The sequence below is a fragment of the Chryseobacterium oleae genome, assembly GCF_900115055.1.
Lineage (GTDB): Bacteria > Bacteroidota > Bacteroidia > Flavobacteriales > Weeksellaceae > Chryseobacterium > Chryseobacterium oleae.
In genome coordinates this window covers 93,646-110,099 of the sequence record NZ_FOVD01000008.1, presented here as the reverse complement: position 1 = coordinate 110,099, position 16,454 = coordinate 93,646, and the positions used below count along the sequence as shown (strand labels likewise).

The window sequence follows — 16,454 nt, the reverse complement described above, 5'->3', positions numbered from 1 at the left end:
CAAAAATTATGAACAAAAACAGGACAGATAAAATAATTGTGATCCTTACTCAATGGTTCGGAATCGCTTTATTGGCAGCAATCATCATTTGGGGAATCCTCTATTTCTTAAAAGGACACCGCTATGAACAAACCAATGATGCTCAGGTAGACGCGTATTTATCACCCGTAAACGCAAAAGTGGGCGGCTACATCCGCAAAATTTATTACAAAGACAATCAGCAGGTTCAAAAAGGTGATACCCTTGTGGTTATAGAACTCGATGAGTACGGACTGAAAAGAGATGCCGCCTCAGCAGAACTGATGGGTTCGCATGCCAAATTGCCTATTCTGGTTGCTAATGAAGAAACGCAAATCAAGAGCATTGAAGTCATCAAAGCCCAGCTTTCAGGGGCAAAAGCGAAACTGAACCAGCAGCAAAGAGAATTCGACCGGTATAAAAATCTATTGGCTGATGAATCTACCACACCTCAAAAATTCGAGAACATCAGTACATCACTGGCTATTACACAGTCGGATTATGATCAGACAAAAGCTTCTTTACACGTCGCCGAATCCAGGCTCAATGATCTCCGGGCACAGCGTCAGGCCATAGGGGCAGAAATAAAAATCAAGAAAGCCCTGCTCGGACGTCAGGAACTGGACATTAAATATACCGTCATTACAGCTCCTTTCAACGGGCAGATCGGTAAAAAGGCCATTCAGGAAGGCCAATTAATACAGCCGGGACAAACGTTGGCATTTTTAGTAAACAACGCTGAAGAAAAATGGGTGATGGCGAACTTCAAGGAAACACAGGTGGGTCATTTCAAGACCGGACAACCGGTATCCATAACCATAGATGCTTTTCCAAACGAAAAATTCAGCGGAGTCATCGAATCGCTTTCCCCTACTACAGGTTCCCGTTATTCATTGTTGCCACCGGATAATGCCACCGGTAACTTTGTAAAAATCACACAACGTATTCCCGTCAGAATAAAGCTTACCGATAAACCTGAAAAATTGGTCAGACTCGCTGCAGGAATGAATGCTAATGTAGACGTTTTAAAAGATTAATCATGCAAGCACATCAAATTCCGGTTTTCAAACCATGGGTATCCGAATGGATGGCAAGATCTGTAATATTTGCCATTCTCATGACCTGCCTTTTTAGCTTTTCTCTGTATAGCAGTCCTGTAACGGTCATGGGCTTTTATGGGGTACAGCCTACCGATGTTCAATATGGCATGGTGGTTATCTATGGCTCAACCGTGGCTTTTTTAGCTCTGGACTTTCGGATTGTAAAGTATTTTGCACCAAGAAAATATCTGGTGACGGCACTTGCTATCAATGCGGTATGTTCTGTCGTTTGTTTTTATTCCAAAGACTGGACTCTATTTGTGATTTGTCAGTTTGTACAGGGAGTTACCTGTGCATTAATGTCAGGTATTGTTCTGCAGCTCACTTTTCCAAGGCTGGAGTCTACCCGTGCCCGGGTGATTGGGTACAGTCTGCTTTATGGAAGTATACAGATTTCGGTTCCTTTCTATTCTATCTTTTCCAGTGCCGTACTTTATTTTTATGACTTCAACTGGCTGTTTTTGGGTTCCGGTATCATGCTCATCCTTCTGACATTAATTGTACTGCTGACGATGAATGGCAAAGCAAGGTTTACAAAAAAAATACCGCTTTATCAGGTGGATTGGGTGGGCTATCTGTTCTATGCCTCTTTTATTTTGATTTTAGGATACATCCTGATCTACGGGCGGCAATCGGGCTGGTTTGACAGTCCGTTAATCGTTCTGCTCTTCCTTGGTAATTTCATCGTCTTTACACTGTTTGTTATGAGAGAATCGAGGCTTAAACGCCCCCTGATCAACTTACAGATTTTCAGGGTGAAGAATTTCGTCATCGGCCTGCTGCTGCTTTTTACGTTTTACATTTTCAAAGGAAGTACCGGGCTTGCGTATGGGTATCTTGAAATCATTTTGGGTAATGATCCTATCAGTACGATTCCCATCTGGATAGCAGTCATTACCGGAACCGTACTGAGTATGCTGGTTACCTCCCGGTTTGTCCTAATGGGATTTAACCTGATCAGGATCATTATAGTCGGTTTTGGCTGTATGGCGTTATACTATGCCTATATGATCCTTTTTGTGTCGGTACAGGGAGAAACCAATGATTTCATTCTACCTATGTTTATTTATGGAGTTGCAACGGGCATTTTATTTGTCCCTATTGTTTCATTCACCAGCTCCGCAGCACCGCCAAAGATTGCGTTCAATGCTTCACTTATCGGAATATTGGCGAGGTTCACAGGTTTTACAGCCAGTATGGCTCTTAATAACGAGATTCAATTGTTCTCCAAATCTGCAGTCCGGGAAAAGCTTCGGGAAACAGTAACGGAAACCAACGCGCAATTGCCTGCTACTTTACTGGATATTCAAAACCAATATATCAATGCCGGCAACGATATCTATACGGCAAAAGGCGCTTCAAAAGAATATTTTAATCAAATGGTAGGACAGCAGATATTCGCTCGCGCTACCCGGGATTATTATGACCTGATGCTCGTTGGTGTGGTGTGTGTTATTCTGATACTGCTATTACTTCCACAAATTCAGAATGTGGTGCTTAGATTGAGAAAAGGAAATATACCTTATTAGGAATATAAGTGGATCAGTTTTGTTAAAGATTTTATTTCTTTAATTCCATTTGAATCGTGTCCTTGTAGAAAATCATTTTCCATTGCATTGAGTTATTCCTGAAATTGTTAATGTGAACAGGAATTGTGTCTGGTTTTTTCGGGTTCTTTTCGTAGGATATCACCTTAAAATTCTGTTCTTTATCATCGTGATGATATTTCATAAACAGTGAAGTACTATCCACATACATGTAGGGATTCGGACAATAATACATTTTTCCTCTTTCTTCAATATAAATTGTTTTCCAGGCCAAAGTATCCTGTTGCCATTGATTGTCTTTCAACAGTTTTCCATTGCGTATCATGGATGTGACTTTCCATTTTCCAAAATATTTTTTTGAACGGTGCACATCATAATTATAGTAAATAACAAACAATAAAGGAATTAGAATACATAACACACGAGCGATGGAGCGTGAAAAATTATTACCAATGGATGGCAGTCTGCTTTTGTGTTGATTAAAGAAGTTTATGATATCAACTTTTTGCTGTAAAAACAGATGAACTAAGCCCAATGTTATCAGGATCGATGTAAATAAGGTAATGGGTCCGATACTATAAAAAACATTAATCAAAACAATGTTCAGCATGACAGGTAAAAGTATGATAATGCCTAATAAAGTGGTACGTTTGAATAACAAAAGAATAGCACCAATTATTTGAAAAAAGGCCAAAATCACTGCAAGTCCGTAAGAAAATCCATAATATTTCCAGGTTAATTCCGGCCCCGTTAATACGCTTGATAAAGAATCATTTATATGATACGAATAATTAAAGTTGACTTCAAATATTTTTTGAAAGCCAAAATCCAACAGTAGAAACGCCATCCAATACCGCAGCAATATTGAAAACCAGGAAATATATGGTATAGAATTAAATGTTCCTTTATTTTCTTTTCTGTGCCAATAAATAGAAAAACCAATTGAGAATAGTATGGCCAATCCTAATGCAAGAAATCCTACAGGAAATATAAACTGCGAAATTTTATAAGGTAAAAGAGGTAGAATTATAAAAAGAGCAGTATTTGCAGCCCCAACAATGGCTAAAAACGATAATGAAAATTTCGAAAACCATTTTGTATTATTTATCACTTCGGCTGAATTCATAGTTTTTTCTAAAATTAATATTCTTTGGTTACTGTTTTTACAAAATGACGCCTAGCAATATTTTCCACGAAACAAAAGATATAAAAACCTCGTAAAAAAAAATACTTATATCCACATTTCGTGACATTTGTCGCTAAGATAAATATTTATTTATGAATTAGGTACTTTAAAAAAAAACTTTCATGGATACCAAAGATTATGAGTAGGAGCTCTAAAAAAATATATGAATTAATAGGCAATCAAAACCCGAATAAAATTACCCTTATCTAAAATGGGAAATAAGTCAGTGACCAGCCTTTTGCTGGGTCCTTCTGTATAAAAGCAGAAGACCAGAAAATACAAATGATAAAAATTAATGATTTCTACTCTTTACAAACCTTTCAAAAGGAAGTTATAATCAGTAATTTTTGAAAATTTATAATTAATTATTTTCTAATAATTTCGAAAGTTTTAGAGCCTGTAGGCTTGTGTAATATTACTCCCCAACTGGTTACCCTTCCTTTGGGCGTTTTACTTATCAAAGCAGTCCAGTTTCTGTACTTGCCATTTGAGATAAGTAATGTTACTAATCTGCCATTTCCATAGATTTTCATTTCATAATTATCAAAAGGCTGCATATTTCCAGGGCATAGTTTCAACATTTTTTCTTTATTGTTTTGATAATCAATTTTTGAATCTTTTGGTGTGGTATAGGTAACAATGTCCAATTCCTTGTCTTCCTTTTTACACAATTGAAGAAACTCATCAATTTTCCCGTTATTGAGCAAATCTTTTAGATTAGAAAAATATTCAACTACCTCCTTTTGCAAGACGTCTTTATCGATTTTTTTCAAATCTTCGCTTTCACTCCAACCTTTTACCTGATATGGCAAATCTTTAACATCTACCTCCCAAACCTGTTCCCAAAAAGGGACCTTTTCTTTAGGAGCCTGAAGCTTCAGCTCGCTTTTAGCATAGTCTATTTCATTTGAATAGCCCAAAGAAGCATTTTTGTCGGGAACAATTTTGGAAAAATAAATGTGCCATCTTGCGGTTTCGTTAAAAATAATGTCTTTTGGCTGTACCATTTTATCAGGGGAATCTTCTCTGGGAAGAAACCTGATTTTTAAGATATGTTTTCCATTGCCTAACAAGTAAGGATTTAACTCTGTGGTATTGCTGATGTTATTTCCGTAGTAGAAATCAATAAGTATATCATCCAAATATAGTTCGTAAGGAGATTGTGCATTAACGTGTGCTATGTAGCTTATTTTTTCTATTGCTGATTGAGTACTTCTCTTCCTATCTATTTTTTCTGAGCTGTTGTTAATCTTATTTTGTAATTTTTGTTGGCAATGACAAAACATCATAACTATTGAGAATACAGCTAAACTCATTTTCTTATAATATTTACTATCCATAGATCTTAAGAATTTAGTATTGAGAATCTTTGATCAGCCTCTTCTTCCAGCTTCCTATAAATCTTTTTGAGTTTTATATTTTACTCTGAATTTTAATCTGACTTTTAGCGTTCAGGCATTAAACTTCAGCAAAGCCGAATATCTATTATGTGTTAATCTAGACTCAAATTCGGTATCTTCTCCAAATTGTTTTCAATAATTAAAATGAATCATAGCCAAAATAGCCTGTCTGCATGGCCAACAATGCCTTTCTCGTTTCATTTTAAAAATTTCCAGTTTGAAGGCGGCTTTACTGCAGAGCCACCTTGATTTTACTGGCAAGAAACTGACGTGCAATCTTGATCATTGTCGCAAAAAGCCTTTGCATAAGCTCCTGCCGAGCTGTACCCGGAACCCAATGGATTGGTTACAACCCCTGTTTCAGAATGTCCATCTTTAAAACGATAGGTACAAATAGCTGTTTCTCCGCTACCGGTACCAAAATCTAATCCACTACCCATTACCTGTTTAAGTTCCTCTCTTGAAAGCATACCCCGTGCCTTTGAGGCAATTGATTCTAAAGTTAAGTTTTTCATTGTTTGATGTTTAAAATTATTTATGAATTATCGCCCTTTTCACGCAAGGACAATTTAAGCGACCCAGTAAACGCTGGATTACGTATTTTTTGTTCTTTGGAAGAGCATCTATCATTAGCCTACTAAATATAACAATTTCAACACTGCAAAAACACTTTTCAAAGCACTTTAAAGCAACTCTTTAATCTTCATGAATATTTTTAATAACGATTTATTTTTTATAGACCAAAAATAAAAATCCCTTATATGTTATTGCATTTTATAAACACTCTGCATCAGAAAATACACCTTTGAATAGTGCTTAAAATGATCTGACTTATACAGGAACAGGTCATTTTTTTATTCAACCAAACATTTCTGCAACATAAGTGAACCTCTAACGGGGTATAATAAAGGTTCGGAAAACATTACAGGAAATATTTAAAAGGCTTTTAATTAACTATTTACCAATAGCAATTATTTTAAATTATGATTCACATTTTGCAGATTTGGAGCAAAATATGAGTGAATTTAAGTGAATTTTATAAATCTCAATAAGGTTAAGGCTTGGTGTATTGCTTATCCGGACCAGAACATTCATTCTGTCTCAAATGGGCTTCTCCAAGAATAGTATCAATAGCTTCAAATCTTCCGTATTCATGCCTTACAATAAAGACTTCCACAGTGGTTTTCGTTTAAACAAATGTCTGTTTTCCTGTAAATATTCTTCCATAATACGTGGTTTTCTTGACATTAAGCCGGTAATATTGTCCCCTTCCGGTTCAGGAATTTTTATGGCCAGCTCATCAAGTTCCACAATATGGTTAGCCAGCCATACGGGTAATTTCGCTCTGTTGATTAACTGGTTAAACAATTCATCTGGTGTTACATTTACATATTCAATGGTGCGCCCGGTTACATGAGATAATTTTGCTGCCATTTCTATATGGTTAATGGCTTGTGGACCTGTAAGAACCACAGATTTTTCTTGTATTTCTTCGGGTGTCAACAAGTAATTTACCGCTATATCAGCTACATCACGACAATCGATATAATTTCTTCGTGCTGTGCCAAGTGCTCCGTAAATTTTCCCAAAGTACTGAATGGTAAAAGTATTTCGTTCCCAATTTTGCATAAAAGAATGTGGCCTAAGGCAGCAAAATTCATCCATATTCTGCCAAAGATGCTCATCTATTCTCCTATGCCATTGACTCACCTCTACCTTTGCAGGCATCGTAACTATGGGAGCCGATAACTTGACTATTCGTCTTACCCCATTTTGCCTCGCAGCATCAATAATATTAATTTCATGTTCTACCTGGCTGGGACCAGTTGCTGTTAAAAGAAACAAAACATCCGCCCCTTTGCAAACTTCTTTAAGCTGGTTAATAGAATTTAGATCGGCACTTACATAGGCTATATTCGATGGGCCTTTATCCAGTGGTACCGGATAAGGTCTTTCAGGGTTTCGAAGAACACCTCTTACCATACAATCCCGACCCTTGAGCTCCTGCATCACAGCAGTTCCAACGGTACCTGTACATCCAAAAACAACGATAACCGGTTTCATTTTTTTCATTGAAATAAATTGATTCTTTTAGTAAGGATTAAACGTTTATTATCCCTATCCTTCATGGGTATTCTATTTAGTTTATTCTTCATTTCTTCTAAGTTTGAGATGTTTCTGTTGATGAGTTTTTATGAATAAATGATTTAGCTGTTACGTTTGATCACAAGGTCGCGAATGATAAGTATGGTAGCCCCCAAAAAGATGGAGAGTAAAATATTAAACCGTTCGTGCTGCCAATTAAATAGCCATATACATAAGGTCCCTAAACCCATCATCAGTACAATGATCACCAAAGATCTGATCAGCTTGTTTCGCACTAATATTCGTTGCGACTCAAACCGCCAAAGCAAGATAAAACTGCAAAGTGTTGACAATAAAGAAGACAAACCAATGCTGCTGTAACTGGCCGTCATAAGATTGTTGTTCTGGAGCAGAAAACCAGATATAAAAGACATTAAAGTGGGAAAAATATAAGCAGGCAGAGCTGCAGTAATCAGGGCCCGAAAATTAAAAGCTGACTGAAGAGAATGGGTACTGTTCATAAGATTGCAATTGGATATTGATTATGAAAATCGGTTTTGATTCACTTAATTTTCAGGCGTTGGCAATACCTGGTACAGTGTATGGTCACGAAACTGAAAATGATTGTTTTCATTATTTTTATTTGTTTATTTTCTGCCGATACGATAGGTAATAGTAACTTTCCCATAAGCCATATTGGAGGCAGAAAAATCATTGACTGTCTTTTGATGGGTATCGAACAATTCATAACGATTTAAAAGTCCCATTCCGGCTTGCGCTTGCAGCCAAATTCCACCCACTAAGCGTTGGTGAACCTGAAGGCCTCCATGAATGGTAGAAAACTGAGCGTAATCGACTTCTTTAAGATGATCGTCTTTATAATTTTTCAGGTTGAAACGTGTCCAATCGATCGATCCGGCCAAACCTATTTGTGTATTCGGGCTTAGGCTGTAAAGCACGTTTAATCTCGGCCAATAAAACTGGGCTAACCATTTTTTATCTGTACTTTGGTAATCAATTGATATCCCCGGGGTAACCAAAGTTTCTCCAAAAGAATGTAAAACATGAACTCCGAGTCCGACTTCAAGATTCGACTCCCTCCCGAATTTCTTTGACAATCCGACTATTCCATCCAGAATTAAATCATCAAAAGAAACCGATTTCTTAAAGTCGGATGCAATAGTGGGCATAGCTATTCCTAAAATCGACCATTTTTCGGAAAGTGGGTGCTTAATTATAATGACTGATTTTATCTCGTGAATTCTTTCAATACGATTGGCGTCCTGTATAGAATTTCTGTCATAATTAAAATCCATCATCCGATAGTTCAAATTACTAAAAACACTTGTTTTACCAATTTCGAAAGGAGGTATTCCTAACCATGCGTCATAAGTATTGAGTTGGAACTTATTTTCTGACAGGAAACTTTCTGAAGGTACATCTTTAAAGCTAACTTTATGATGAGCCGTGACGGCAATACCGGCGATATCCTGAATAATCTGACCGTGGCTTTTGTTTGAGAGGAAGAAAGCCGAAACAATTACACAAAGGCAGGATCTTTTGATAATACTTATGTGTTTAAAGGGAAAAATCATTTCACCCTTTTTCCTGATGGCATTTCTTACAGTAATCAATGTTTTCATTTTCTTTGAATTTTAGTAATACAAAGGTGGTTTGAAAACAAGAAATGCTTTAAAACTAAATCACTCTTTACTCGGACAAATCCTGCATAAAGGTCATTCTGTATTCTGAAGGGGTTACTCCACTTATCTTCTTAAACAGGCGTCCAAAATAGCTTGGATCACCATAATTAAGTTCGAAAGCTATTTCGGAAATACTCTTGGTTAAATCCTGTAAAAGTAATTGACTTTGTAAAATGCTTACTTTATTAATCCATTCTTTTGGACTCTCTCCAATTGTTTCTTTAATGCACCTATGAAGATAATTTTCAGAAACAGATAGTTCAGCAGCGTAAAACAAAATCGTTTTATGTTCAATATAATGTTTATATACCAATTCTTTAAAATTGAAAGTAATTTCAGCATTTCGGTTGACTGCTTTCTTCAGTTCGCTTCCTGAACTGAAAATTTTCTGAAGCCCAGCCTGCAGAAGTGAATAGCAAATGTCTAAGTTTGCATTTTGAGAATAAATCTCAGTACTCAAAAGTTCAAATAGAGAGGTTAGCCAGATGCTATTTTCTTGTGGCAAATGAATGATATTATTAACTGAAAACAGCTTGATGAGCTCCTGCTTTGATAGGATTTGGTTAAGCGTCTGGTCTTCAAATAAAATAATATGACCGGTCGCATCCGGGCTCACTTCCTTTAGTGAGGTGACATTTCCCTGTCTTACCAATAAGATTTCGTGTTCTTTCATTGATATTAAATCTGCATCTACCTGCTGTTTTGCATTGCCTTTGGTAACATGAACAATGAAATTGTACTGAGGCCTGTGTAAAGGTGTAGGTACTTTAATAAAGCCTGATGTTTTTCCAATATCATGAATCTGGACCGCTGTTTTCAATATTGGGAAATCAGTCGACATTTCAGGCATATAATGTCCCCTGAAATCTGTTGGAGTTATTCTTTTTATTTTAACCACTTTACAAAACTAGCAACAAATATAATAACATCCATAAATTTCCTTATTAAGATTTCTTATTAATGGAAACAATAACTTAGCAATCAATCCATTGTCAGTCCGCTTTGCAGGCTTATATTCATTTAATTAAAATATTAGTTATTATCGATGGTATTTCATACATTTAGTCTGCTGATAGCATATAAAGCGAAAAATAATAAGCACATTAATCGATAAGGTCAAAAAATCAAGTACTATATGGAAGCAGATAAAAACTTGCAAATCCGTCCAGATTTATTTTACAAAGTTGATATTGCGGTAATCGGAGCAGGACAGGCAGGATTGTCGGCAGCGTATCACCTTAGAAAAAGCGGAATAGAACCAGGAAAGGGGTTTGTGGTTTTGGATGATGAGTTTGGTTCAGGTGGAGCCTGGCAGCATAGATGGGACTCTCTGACGCTAAGTAATGTTAATGGTATTAATGATCTTCCCGGAATGGCATTTGCCGATGCTGTTGATACGATGGATACTTCATTACAGGCAAATCTGGCTCTTCCAAAATATTACGAACAATACGAAAAGCAGTTTGATCTTCCTGTCATTCGTCCCGTACGGGTAAGTGAAGTTACGGATCGAAATGGACGGTTTATGATTCATACCAATGGCGTTCAGTTCACTGCCCGTGGTTTGATTAATGCCACAGGTACATGGAAAACACCCAATTGTCCAAAATATCCCGGATGGGACAAGTTTCTCGGCAGACAGCTGCACACCGGTGAATATAAGGGTGCCCAAGAATTTATAGGAAAGCATGTTATCATTGTTGGAGGCGGGATCTCCGCCATTCAGTTGCTTGGTGAAATTTCAAAAGTTACTACAACGACCTGGGTAACCCGGCGACCTGTAGATTTTAAAAAAGAGGAATTTAGTATTGAACTGCGGAGAGAGGCTGTTGCATCAGTCGAAAAAAGAGTTCGCGAGGGCTTACCTCCAAGTTCGGTTGTTTCGGTAACGGGGATCCACGTTACACCAGCTATTGAAGAAATGTTACTTAATGGCGTTTTAGACAGAAAACCTATGTTTGAAGAAATTACTGAAAACGGGGTGCGATGGGAAGATGGAACGACCATTGATGCTGACGTTATTTTTTGGAATACCGGCTTTCGTCATTCTCTGGATCATCTGGCTGCATTACATCTTTTAAATGATAAAGGAGGAATTGAAATGTCAGGAAGACTGGCCACACAGGTCAGCAAGGATCCAAGAATTCATTTAATTGGGTACGGCCCGTCTGCCTCTACCATCGGGGCTAATCGTGCTGGTGGGGCAGCTGTAAAAGAGTTAATTGAATTTCTTAAATTATAAATGATTGGAGTTGCTCAATAAAATTTCATTCACAAAAAAACCTGCAATTAATTAAAATTGCAGGTTTAAAAAGTTTTTTAAGCATTTTTTGAGTTTTACTCTTGCTTTTCAGCGGAGAGAGAGGGATTCGAACCCCCGGACCTGTTACAGTCAATAGTTTTCAAGACTATCGCAATCGACCACTCTGCCATCTCTCCTGAATAACGGCTATACCGTTGTTTTCAGTGGTGCAAATATAAAACGATTTTATATTTCTGCAAAACTTTTCCCTGATAAATTTTAACGAAACTTAATAATAGGCTTAAAATCAGGGGAATTATTTTTCAGCGATTTGCTGAAACAATCTCCCTATCTTCGGTTCCTGAACTAAAACTGTAGTCTCAAAATACCTTTGGAGTTTTTGTTTTGCTTAAAGTCCCTTCACTTCTTCCCTATCTACTATAGAAATAAAGCTGTTTTTCAGAAGATCCGCAGGATATACAAACTGATCTCCGTTTTCTCCCTTCACCACAATGGCTCCCTGTTCATCATTCAGGCATTTGTCCAGCTGGGTTTGCATTTCGTTCAGTTTTCCCTCCTTTACGTCAATGGTGTAGGTTCCTGTGACGTGTTTTATTTTTATGATTTTTTTGTGCATGTTGTTTTGGATTGGGGATAAATTTAGGGATTTTAACTAGAATTACTGATAATGAATTTTAAATGTAACCAAGATTGCTATTTATGTAATTACACTTTAGCTAATAATGAAAGTTTTAGGAAGTATAAGAAGAAAATAAACATTATATGCATATAACAAATGAGTAAATAATATTTTACAGAAAAAGGTGGTCTTCAATTACTAGAAAAAATAAATGAGAAAATTAAAGAATTTCGTGATAGATTATGAGAGCCCCTTAATTAGGACTCCAATTTATAATGGTTTATATTAAGTTCTGCTTTGTATAAATGAATTTATAAATTGGTCTGATGGTACTCTTGAAAAGCCCGTTGAAGATGCTTTTTTATTTATGAAATTTTTAAAACTTAATACACTAGTAATTTCCTCAACATTATACAATTTACAGTATTCTTTATAACTCTCGACCATAAACTCTTTCAAACTTTGTGTTCCTGGGCTTGAATTTCTATAAGTTATTTTATCGCTGGTTGTGATTTGCGGTTCATTTCGAATTAATTTTATATCAGATTGAAGTTCATTAATTTTTTCTAATATAAAATCTTCTTTTGAAACTTCTTTTGAATCCAATTTAGCGACTGTAATTTGTCCAAAATCTTTAAGATACATAGAGTGTTTTTCATCCTTAGATTTTTCAAATGTGGCCAATAGCTTTTTCTCTAACAACATTTTAAAAGTCAAGATCTTATGAAATCTTAAATCCCTTGGATAAATTAAATGCTCAATAGGACTAGTATCAAAAGAATAAGACGTTTGATCATCTTTAATAATTACTGTTGCTTTATCAAATGCTAAACGTAAGCCTAGCTCAAACATTACATTAGGATTTTTAGCACTAACATCACAAATAATAATGTCACTTCCGTATACATTCTGAATGATTCGTTTATGAATAATTCCAATATCTTCAGCCTCACTTACTAATTTTGTTTCGAACCCGGCAGCCTCAGCTACTTCTGTTATTATGGATAATACTTCTTCCCAATGTCCGGGTGTACAGCCATCAATTTCAGAAATAGGCATTACAATTCCACAAGTTGGACGACGTTCGGGTTTTGATCCTTCAGACACAGGAGTGGTTACAATTTCTTTTTTTTGATTATCATTTTTCATGGTTAGGATTTGAAACCAAAAATAATAAAAAAAATCATTTCACATAAATTTCAACTTACTATTCCAGCAGAGGAATAAACATATTATAGAAATCATGTACTTTTAAATTTCATACACTATTTCACATTTTACAACTTCCACTCCCTACAGACCACACATTTTTTCTATATTTGTAAAAACACACACCCACTCTATGGAAAAGCTAAGAACTCTAAGAAAGCAAAGAGGCTATACGCAGGAATATATGTCCAATATTATCGCTACTGATGTATCCAATTACAGCCGTAAAGAAAGCGGTGATGTGAGAATATTTGATGATGAGTGGGAGAAGCTGGCTAATGCCTTGGACGTAAAGGTAGAAGACATTAAAGAAGAGAAACCGGGTAATACCGTCAATTTCAATGACTCGTCAACCAATTCAGGAACTGCAATTCTTAATAACCATTACAACATCCCGGATTATATCTTAGAAAATCAGCAGGAATATATCAACCTCCTGAAACAACAGATAGAAGCCCTAACCGCTGAAAATAAGAAATTAAAATCCAGAAAATAGATCTGCACAACAGAACTCATTATAAAATAAAACTGCTCCATTGGAAGCAGTTTTTTGTTTTTTAGACCTCCGCCCCCTTCCATAACCGTTGGCAGCCCCTTACCTAAGTCCCTCTACCCCCTTACCCAAGGGGGTATCTCCCCTTCCATAAGTGGGTAAAACCCGTTCATCAACCGGGTCCAGGTCGTTCAGTAACGGCCTAAAGACACTTACAAAGAGCCTGCAGCCACTTCAGGAACCGGATAGAGCCCGTTTACAGACCATCAAAAGGCAGTTTAGAGCTGCCTGAAGGCTAAAACCTTCAAAACGGACGTCACAATCTGCGTCATCTGAGAAATCTGCGGGAGATCAAAAAAACATTAGGTTTTGGCTAAAGCCGGATGAAATTTTACTTCTGTTTAAACGGGCTAAAGCCCGTTCCTATTGCATATAATTTGAATACAATAAGCGGTTACCATTCCCATAAAACCGTTGAAAAATGTATATAAACTCTACAATAGTTCAGAAATTTCATTTTTTCATGAATTAATTATTGACAACATATTTAGAATTACGATTACGGCAAACAGAGAAAAAAAATATTATTCTTGAATTTAAAATATTTATAGTTGATTATTAGTCACATACTGCTATCTCTGAAATATATAAAATACTAATAATGAACACTTTAATACGTAAAAAAGCAATTAAAACCCCTCTATTTTATTTATTTTTGCAAAAAAACCAAATGAAGAAAATAATTTTACTATTAACATTGCTTACAGTCAATGTCATCTATTCCCAACTTTTAAAGGATATTTCATTTGCTTCCAATGGAATACATCATTTGCCCACAGGAACTTTCTTAACAGGCAATTTAACCGACACCAACAGCAGTGTTTTCTATCGGTCTTTCGACTCTAATACCCATCAATTGGTTATTTCTAAAGCGACAAGCTATACAGGACCTTTAGATCCTACCTTTGGGACCAATGGAAAAATTTTCTTAGATTACCAGTTGGATGATCTTATTGGCTTTTTAAGACATTCCGATAACAAATTGACATTGCTTTGCAAAAAAATGGATCCTGCCACCAACAGCCCTTCTCATTTTGATGTTATCAGAATCCTTCCAAACGGACAACCGGATCCGTCATTTGGTAACGGAGGAACAAAAATCCTAGCCCATCCTGTCCTGTTTACCGATCTCTATGAGCAGGATAATAAAATACTGGTCGCCGGAGAGGGATATTATCCGAATGGTTCATCAGATTCCCAACTCCATCTGTTTAGATTAAACAATGATGGAACTGAGGATACCAGTTTTGGAAATAGCGGAGAACTTACAATTGCCAGTATTCCCGGCTATATTTTATTGGATCAACAGTCCAGCATTATGTGTTTCTATGCCTATACTATAAAAAAGTACAATTCAAACGGACAGGTTATGACCAGCTTCGGCAATAATGGAGAGGTGGCCGTAAATCCTCCCTTAGCGATAAGTAAGGCCTTTATAGACAGCAATAATAAAATAGCATGCATAGACATGGTAGACACGGGCTCCGGTTTTGGTACCGTAAAAAGAATAAACGCAGACGGGAGCATAGACCCTGCCTTCAATTATAATCCCCCTGCTGGAGCGATGCTTTTTGATCTTTACGAAAAAAACGGCCAATATTATGTTGCCGGAAATGTAAATGCCAATGGTGGACATACCTATTATATATCTAAACTTGATCAAAGCGGAACTGTGGATCCTTCAGTTGGAAACTTTGTAGAAAATGATCCTAATTTGCAAAACCATTCTATCGTCAGCATAAAGGTTTTTGATAACAGCATCCTTGTATATGGTGGAGAAGGTATGTATAACGGAGCGTTTGAGGTTGTAAAATATCTACTTAATAGCTCCTCTACTTTATCCGCTAGTGAAGTTACCCAGAATAAAGAAATACAAATAGAAAATCCGGTAAAAGACCAATTAGTCATTACATCAAAAGAAAAGATGAGCACAATTGATATTTATTCTTCAACCGGAATATGGGTAAAAAAACTCACTCATGAGTCTGCCGATGTCTCCAATCTCGCGAGTGGAATTTATATTATAAAAATTAACTTCCAAAATGGAAAAAACAAAACCTTTAAGATCATAAAAAAATAAATCTGTAACAACCGATGATTACGACAAAACGGCTTCCCCTTGAAGCAGTTTTTTTATGGTGCTAAACCACCCCGTCAAGAATTCTTTGAATTTTCACCACCCCTCCAATGCAGGGGAATGATGATCCCCACGAATTAAAGTTCGGTTAAAACTTCAAATAACTAAAATGTTAAAAAAGCTTTTGTGACTTTTGTGGTTGATTTTTTATCGTTTCTCACAGTTTATATTAAGCTTTTAAAACATTAAGATTAATGAAGGTAATAAGGTGAGTTAAGAAAAAATCAAATGATTTTTTTTTTAGCTGTATACCTTAAAGCGAAGCTCAAACTTAATATTCTTAAAAACTTCATGATCCTTAATGGTTCAAAAAATGCGTGCCTATTTAGTCACAAAAGTTTTAATGCATTTAAACACTTTAGGCCACTTTAGTTTTAAAAGTTTTATCATCCTGAAAATACAAAGTCCACATAAGAAGAAAATCGTAGATTTTCATAAAAACTTAAGTGTACTTTCTATGCGTAATGTATTTACTTTAAAATAGCTAAAGTGTTCAAAAAACTTTTGTGACTTTTGTGGTTGATATTTTTTACCACAGAATACACAGATTTACACAGATGTTTGAGGATATTATCCGCTATGAAAATATTTTATTTTTGAGAACTTATGTGATCTTCATATTTTCAAAGTATTT

General features: G+C 36.1%; 14 protein-coding genes and 1 tRNA gene. 5 read left to right on the top strand and 10 right to left on the bottom strand.

The genetic code is table 11. From position 1 onward, the window contains the following. Nucleotides 1–8 precede the first annotated feature (8 nt). Complete coding sequence (locus tag BM143_RS20375) at nt 9–1,055, top strand: HlyD family secretion protein (protein WP_090026850.1); 1,047 nt, start codon at nt 9–11, stop codon at nt 1,053–1,055. 2 nt (nt 1,056–1,057) lie between these two features. Then, complete coding sequence (locus BM143_RS20370) at nt 1,058–2,647, top strand: MFS transporter (RefSeq protein ID WP_090026849.1); 1,590 nt, start codon at nt 1,058–1,060, stop codon at nt 2,645–2,647. Nucleotides 2,648–2,678: 31 nt separating this feature from the next. Here BM143_RS20370 and BM143_RS20365 read toward each other — a convergent pair whose 3' ends face one another. From BM143_RS20365 to BM143_RS20335, 7 genes are all read right to left on the bottom strand, one after another. After that, entirely contained in the window at nt 2,679–3,791 is a 1,113-nt protein-coding gene (locus BM143_RS20365) for an ABC transporter ATP-binding protein (protein ID WP_090026846.1), read from the bottom strand. Nucleotides 3,792–4,216: 425 nt separating this feature from the next. Further along, nucleotides 4,217–5,191, bottom strand: a complete 975-nt coding sequence (locus tag BM143_RS20360; protein WP_139222084.1) for a hypothetical protein — start codon at nt 5,189–5,191, stop codon at nt 4,217–4,219. Between the two features lie 311 nt (nt 5,192–5,502). Further along, nucleotides 5,503–5,766: a hypothetical protein gene (locus BM143_RS20355; RefSeq protein WP_090026841.1), complete on the bottom strand. Its 264-nt coding sequence runs from the start codon at nt 5,764–5,766 to the stop codon at nt 5,503–5,505. Nucleotides 5,767–6,305: 539 nt separating this feature from the next. Beyond that, nucleotides 6,306–6,428: a hypothetical protein gene (locus BM143_RS24255; protein ID WP_262484258.1), complete on the bottom strand. Its 123-nt coding sequence runs from the start codon at nt 6,426–6,428 to the stop codon at nt 6,306–6,308. Then, nucleotides 6,410–7,324, bottom strand: a complete 915-nt coding sequence (locus BM143_RS20350; RefSeq protein WP_090026839.1) for an NmrA family NAD(P)-binding protein — start codon at nt 7,322–7,324, stop codon at nt 6,410–6,412. The genes BM143_RS24255 and BM143_RS20350 overlap by 19 nt, the downstream gene beginning before the upstream one ends. A 659-nt stretch (nt 7,325–7,983) precedes the next feature. Beyond that, the gene (locus tag BM143_RS20340; protein WP_090026835.1) at nt 7,984–8,979 is read right to left on the bottom strand and encodes a DUF6268 family outer membrane beta-barrel protein; all 996 of its coding nucleotides are present in this window, start codon (nt 8,977–8,979) and stop codon (nt 7,984–7,986) included. A gap of 67 nt (nt 8,980–9,046) precedes the next feature. Further along, on the bottom strand, nt 9,047–9,880 hold the full coding sequence (locus BM143_RS20335) for a helix-turn-helix domain-containing protein (RefSeq protein ID WP_228430906.1): 834 nt from the start codon (nt 9,878–9,880) through the stop codon (nt 9,047–9,049). A gap of 312 nt (nt 9,881–10,192) precedes the next feature. Here BM143_RS20335 and BM143_RS20330 point away from each other — a divergent pair, with 312 nt between their 5' ends. Then, complete coding sequence (locus BM143_RS20330) at nt 10,193–11,281, top strand: NAD(P)-binding domain-containing protein (protein ID WP_228430904.1); 1,089 nt, start codon at nt 10,193–10,195, stop codon at nt 11,279–11,281. Between the two features lie 112 nt (nt 11,282–11,393). Here BM143_RS20330 and BM143_RS20325 read toward each other — a convergent pair. From BM143_RS20325 to BM143_RS20315, 3 genes are all read right to left on the bottom strand, one after another. Further along, nucleotides 11,394–11,478: transfer RNA gene (locus BM143_RS20325), tRNA-Ser, on the bottom strand. A gap of 212 nt (nt 11,479–11,690) precedes the next feature. Then, nucleotides 11,691–11,918 (bottom strand): glyceraldehyde-3-phosphate dehydrogenase, encoded by a 228-nt coding sequence (locus tag BM143_RS20320; RefSeq protein ID WP_090026831.1) that lies wholly within the window; start codon nt 11,916–11,918, stop codon nt 11,691–11,693. A 288-nt stretch (nt 11,919–12,206) separates the two neighbouring features. Further along, nucleotides 12,207–13,070, bottom strand: coding sequence for a hypothetical protein (locus BM143_RS20315; RefSeq protein ID WP_090026829.1), 864 nt, complete (start codon nt 13,068–13,070; stop codon nt 12,207–12,209). A 193-nt stretch (nt 13,071–13,263) separates the two neighbouring features. Here BM143_RS20315 and BM143_RS20310 point away from each other — a divergent pair, with 193 nt between their 5' ends. Both BM143_RS20310 and BM143_RS20305 read left to right on the top strand, forming a co-directional pair. Then, on the top strand, nt 13,264–13,626 hold the full coding sequence (locus BM143_RS20310) for a helix-turn-helix domain-containing protein (protein ID WP_034729525.1): 363 nt from the start codon (nt 13,264–13,266) through the stop codon (nt 13,624–13,626). A 727-nt stretch (nt 13,627–14,353) separates the two neighbouring features. After that, the gene (locus tag BM143_RS20305; RefSeq protein ID WP_167375322.1) at nt 14,354–15,763 is read left to right on the top strand and encodes a T9SS type A sorting domain-containing protein; all 1,410 of its coding nucleotides are present in this window, start codon (nt 14,354–14,356) and stop codon (nt 15,761–15,763) included. The last annotated feature ends 691 nt before the right edge of the window (nt 15,764–16,454 follow it).